At 68.3% G+C, this 4,705-nt stretch carries 6 protein-coding genes; 3 read left to right on the top strand and 3 right to left on the bottom strand.

The annotated features are described in order from the left end of the window. Positions 1 to 180: 180 nt before the first annotated feature. Complete coding sequence (locus tag F0L68_RS40825) at positions 181 to 1,137, bottom strand: GlxA family transcriptional regulator (protein WP_149855285.1); 957 nt, start codon at positions 1,135 to 1,137, stop codon at positions 181 to 183. Positions 1,138 to 1,253: 116 nt separating this feature from the next. On the opposite strand from F0L68_RS40825, the gene F0L68_RS40820 reads away from it, so the two are divergent. The 3 genes from F0L68_RS40820 (at position 1,254) to F0L68_RS43005 (ending at position 3,472) form a co-directional block, all read left to right on the top strand. Continuing rightward, positions 1,254 to 1,892 carry an HD domain-containing protein gene (locus F0L68_RS40820; RefSeq protein WP_149855284.1) on the top strand — a complete coding sequence of 213 codons (639 nt, stop codon included), beginning with the start codon at positions 1,254 to 1,256 and terminating at the stop codon, positions 1,890 to 1,892. A gap of 180 nt (positions 1,893 to 2,072) precedes the next feature. Beyond that, positions 2,073 to 3,230 carry a mechanosensitive ion channel family protein gene (locus F0L68_RS40815; RefSeq protein WP_223199600.1) on the top strand — a complete coding sequence of 386 codons (1,158 nt, stop codon included), beginning with the start codon at positions 2,073 to 2,075 and terminating at the stop codon, positions 3,228 to 3,230. An 80-nt stretch (positions 3,231 to 3,310) separates the two neighbouring features. Next, a complete protein-coding gene (locus F0L68_RS43005) occupies positions 3,311 to 3,472 on the top strand; it encodes a hypothetical protein (protein ID WP_188317116.1) in 162 nt (53 codons plus the stop codon). A gap of 187 nt (positions 3,473 to 3,659) precedes the next feature. Here the strand turns inward: F0L68_RS43005 and F0L68_RS40810 are convergent, their stop codons facing one another. Next, positions 3,660 to 4,379 carry a hypothetical protein gene (locus F0L68_RS40810; RefSeq protein ID WP_149855283.1) on the bottom strand — a complete coding sequence of 240 codons (720 nt, stop codon included), beginning with the start codon at positions 4,377 to 4,379 and terminating at the stop codon, positions 3,660 to 3,662. A gap of 114 nt (positions 4,380 to 4,493) precedes the next feature. Further along, a partial coding sequence (locus F0L68_RS43000) for a hypothetical protein (protein ID WP_223199599.1) occupies positions 4,494 to 4,705 on the bottom strand: 212 nt, incomplete at its 5' end.

The raw sequence follows: 4,705 nt of genomic DNA, 5'->3' as shown, positions 1-4,705 counted from the left end.
TTAGACGCGACGGTCTACTAGGGGGTGTCCTGCGGATCTTGTTCGATGGGAGTCGGGATCGAGGTGGTTCCTGGCGGTGCCGCCGGGCCGGCCTCATACCGGGTTGTATTCGGGTGGTCCGGCGGCACCGCCAGGGGCCGCCTCGGCCCGGCTCGCGCGGACAAGATCCACGGGACACCCCTAGCGCGAACCGGTTGTCCCGAACCGCGCCCGGTACTCGCTCGGCGTCGTGCCCAGCCGGCGCGCGAAGACCCGACGCAGAGTCTCGTCGCTGCCCAGGCCACTGTCGCGGGCAGCCACGGTGACGCCGTGCCCGGCGAGCAGCATCTGCTGGGCCCGGCTGAGGCGGACCTCTTCGAGCCACTGCGCCGGCGTGGTGTCGAGTTCCGCGCGGAAGAGCCGGGTCAGGTGCCGGGGGCTGACGGCGGCGCGCGCGGCCATGGCCGACAGGCTGTGGTCGGCAGCCGGGTCGGCGAGGACAGCGGCGATCAGCGTGCGCAGCAGGCCGCTGCGGGCCGGCGGAGTCGCGAGCGCGACCGAGAACTGCGACTGCCCGCCGGGGCGCTGCATGTACACCACCAGTTCGCGGGCCACCGCCCGCGCGACGTCCGCGCCGTGGTCCTCCTCGACCAGCGCGAGCGTCAGGTCGATGCCCGCGCTGATGCCCGCGGAGGTCGCGAACCGCCCGTCGCGGATGTGGATGGCGTCCGGTTCGACGCGCACTTCGGGGTAGCGACGCACGAGGCTTTCGGCGTGCCGCCAGTGGGTCGTCGCCCGGCGGCCGTCCAGCAGGCCGAGAGCGGCTAGGACAAACGCTCCAGTGCAGACGGAGGCGACCCGGCGCGCCCCGGCGGCGACGACGCCGACGGTGTCCAGCAGTTCCCGCTCCACCGGCTGCAGTGCCAGCCGATCACCGCCGGCGACCATGACGGTGTCGAGCGCTCCGGCCTCGGCCGTGGTGACTGCGCCGGTCAGCGCCAGTCCGTTGGACGTGGTGATTTGGCCGCCGCGCGGCGAGATCAGCACCGTCTCGTAGGGCGTCACGTGGCGTCCGGCCTGGTCGAGCACTTCCGCCGGGCCACTGACGTCGAGCATGGTCACGCCGTCGAAGACCACGAAGCCGACTCGATGGGTCATGACCGCGTCATGTCCAGATCTGTGGGATTCGTGGCCTCAGGGACATGGCCCCAGCCTACGTCACCGAGAGAGCGTGGAGCACACCACGAGACACGCGTACGACCGATGGAGGAATCATGGCCGAGACGATCGCCGGGGTCACGATCCCCGACAGCGCCCTGGCACGGGAGGCGACCGAACTCGTTCGGGACGCCGCCTCGCCACTGCTGTTCCACCACTCCCGGCGGGTCTTCCTGTGGGGCACGCTTCGTGGTCGCGAACAGGGACTCGACGCCGACCCCGAACTGCTCTACGTGGGCGCGATGTTCCACGACCTGGGCCTGACCCCGCGCTACCAGCGTGCCGACCAGCGTTTCGAACTCGACGGCGCCGACGAGGCCCGCCGCTTCCTGAACGCCCACGGCATCACCGGAGGGCCGGCCGACCTGGTCTGGACCGGTATCGCGCTGCACACCACCCCCGAGATCCCGCTGCGCATGGCCCCGGAGATCGCCCTGGTCACCCTCGGCGTCGAACTGGACGTCCTGGGTATCGGCTACCACGCGGTCTCCGACGCCGAGCGCTCCTCGGTGGTGGCCGCCCACCCTCGCCCGGACTTCAGGAAGCAGATCCTCGCCGCCTTCACCGAGGGGATCAGGAACCGGCCCGAGACCACGTTCGGCAACGTCAAGGCCGACGTGCTGGCGCACTTCGTGCCCGGCTTCACGCGCGGTGACTTCGTGGACGTGATCAGGAACTCCGACTGGCCGGAATGACTGGGCCATCCACCGAACCTGTACTGGCGGTATCACCGGGCTCCCGGTCGAACCGCCGGCCCGGTCGACACCGCCGAAGTCCACTTCGCTCGGAGCTCCTAGGACGCGCAACCGGGTGTCCGATCCGACCTGACTGGGTAGAGCAAGGTGACTACACCTCGGCAGGAAACGGAGGCGGTTGTGGTCGCTTCATGGCTCGACGGCGCCCTGATGGCGCTGATCGGCACTGGTTCGCTGGTCGGCGCGCTGCTCGTCGTCGCGCTGGTGCACCGGATCGTGCGCAGGCTGGGTCGGCGGTCGACCTTCCTCGCCGAACTCGCGGACCGCGCGCACCGGCCGACGAAGTGGTTGGTCGGTATCGTTGTCGTGCATCTCACAGTCCTGTTCGGCTCGGGCAGCCACGCGTGGCGCGACCCGATCATCCGGATGCTCGGCCTCGCCCTGATCGCCGCGGGCGCCTGGCTGGTCGCCACGCTGCTCATGGTGATCGAGGACGCCGCCCTCACCCGCGTCCGCACCGACGTGCAGGACAACCGGCACGCCAGACGGGTGCACACCCAGGTCACGCTGCTTCGGCGGATCACCGTCGCCGTGGTCGCGATCATCGCCCTCGGCGCGATGCTGATGACCTTCCCGTCTGCCCGAGCCGCCGGGGCCAGCGTGCTCGCGTCTGCGGGGGTGATCGGCGCGATCGCCGCCCTTGCCGCGCAGTCGTTGCTGGGGAACGTGTTCGCCGGCATGCAGATCGCGTTCAGCGACGCGATCCGACTCGACGACGTTGTGATCGTGGAGAAGGAGTGGGGGCGGATCGAGGACATCACCCTCACCTACATCGTGGTGCACCTGTGGGACGACCGAAGGCTGGTGCTGCCGACGTCCTACTTCATGTCCCACCCCTTCCAGAACTGGACGCGCAAGGAGTCGGCGCTGCTCGGCGCGGTCGAACTGGATCTGGACTGGTCGGTGCCGGTGGAGCAGCTGCGCCAGGAGCTCCGGCGCGTGCTGGAGGGCAATGTCCTGTGGGACAACAGGGTCTGCGTCCTCCAGGCCACCGACATCGTCGGCGGCATGGTGCGGCTGCGCGCGTTGGTGAGCGCCGCCGACGCGCCCCGGCTGTGGGATCTTCGTTGCCTGGTAAGGGAGAAGTTGCTCGTGTGGACGAGGGAGCAGCACCCGTCCGCATTGCCGAGGATGCGCGTCGAGCAGGCGAGTCAGAGCGTCCGCCGTCCTGCCGTCGCCGACGACGGGACCGAGGTCCCCAGCGATGCGCGGATGTTCGGGCCGACGGTCGACGGCACGGCACGGGAGCACGCCTTCAGCGGCCCGCACGAGCCGTGAGGTCCTTTCGCTGCTGGTTTGGCCGGCCGGAGTCCTGGGCACCACTTGATCGTCAGATTCGTTCGGCTCGGAGGTGCACCATGCTCGGCCTGCTCGCGTTGCTCCTGGTGGTCTGGCTGGTCTTTGTCGTCGTCGGCGTCGTAGTCAAGGGCCTGGCGTGGCTGCTGTTCCTCGGCCTCGTGCTCTTCGTCGTCACCGGCGTGGTCGGCTGGGTGAAGCGCTCCGCGCTGGGCCGCCGCTGACCACAGGCATGCTGCTCGCCGTGGTCGTTCCACCCCCGGCATCCACGATGGTGCGCGATGAACGGGGTTGATGCTCGGTTCGTCGTCGACCAGGGGCAGTACCTGTCGTGAGCACGTGGGCGCCCTTCAGCGAGGCATCGCATCCGGCGACGAGTGGCAGATGCCGCAGCCCGCCCGTCGCGCAGTCCTATTCCGGGCCGTCGAGAAACTGGTCCAGCGTCGCGCGGTCCAAGGACCTTGAGCGCCGCTTCAGTGGCCAGTCTTGTTCCGGGATTCTGCGATCTCCGGAGGTCCGCAGTTGGATCTGGTTGTCCAACGTGCCATCCAACGATTGGCGCTCGAGACTGAACAGGAGGTGAATCCGCTCCATGAAATCAACTTCCCAATCCCAGCAACGGGTGTGCGCGCTGTGAATCGTCAGGATCCCGGTGAGGAAATACCTATCGGAGTTGGTGTAGCTCAGTCTCATCGACAGCAGCTTCTTCGACGGCCCTGGCAGGCTGCGGATAAAAACGCACCGGTTGGTGTCGATGACCGCGACGTACTGCACGGGCGGGATGCCCCAACGGGCCACCAGTGGGCTGGTGCGCGACTCCCACACACCGGTGAGCTGCCCGGTCGGCTGCTCGCCACATAAGTCGGCAAACTGGTCGTAGTTGTAGGGCCTGCCTTCCAGTTTGTCGAAGCCGTGGTAGTCGTAGGGGCTGTTGTAATATTCGGCCACACCTCCAGCGTGGCTCGCGAGTGCCTCTGTGGTCAACACTGAGGTGACGTCGCCGTCCTCAAGGTGCTGCCAGCGCCCCGTCGCCAACCAGCACGAACCCGAGTAGTGCTGCTGCCCTTGTGTCAATGAAAAGTCCGCCACGGCAATGACACAATCAACGTGTTGAAATCGACCGACGCCCACGGATGGACCGCGCTGGAGGCCGGCCGGCCCGCCCCGCGGGTGCCGGTTCCGGCGTGGTCGTAGGCAAGGGATATGCCGTTGAAGTCGAACACCGCTATCGTCGTCCCCTCCGGTCTATGTCTTGTGATCAGGTGGGGTGAGCAGTTGTCCTGCCAGGGTCGCGATCGGCTCGGCCAGCGAGGCGAGAGTGGCCACGTCGTCGGTGATGAATCGGGCGGTGACCAGGTGGACCAGGGTCGCGACCAGCGCCTCGCACGCGAAGTGCTGCTGGGCGGTGGTGGCCCCGGTGATCGCGGCGATGCCGTCGACGAATCGCTGCTGCAGGG

The organism is Solihabitans fulvus, assembly GCF_008386585.1.
Classification (GTDB): domain Bacteria; phylum Actinomycetota; class Actinomycetes; order Mycobacteriales; family Pseudonocardiaceae; genus Solihabitans; species Solihabitans fulvus.
This window is presented reverse-complemented; position numbering and strand designations above follow the sequence as displayed.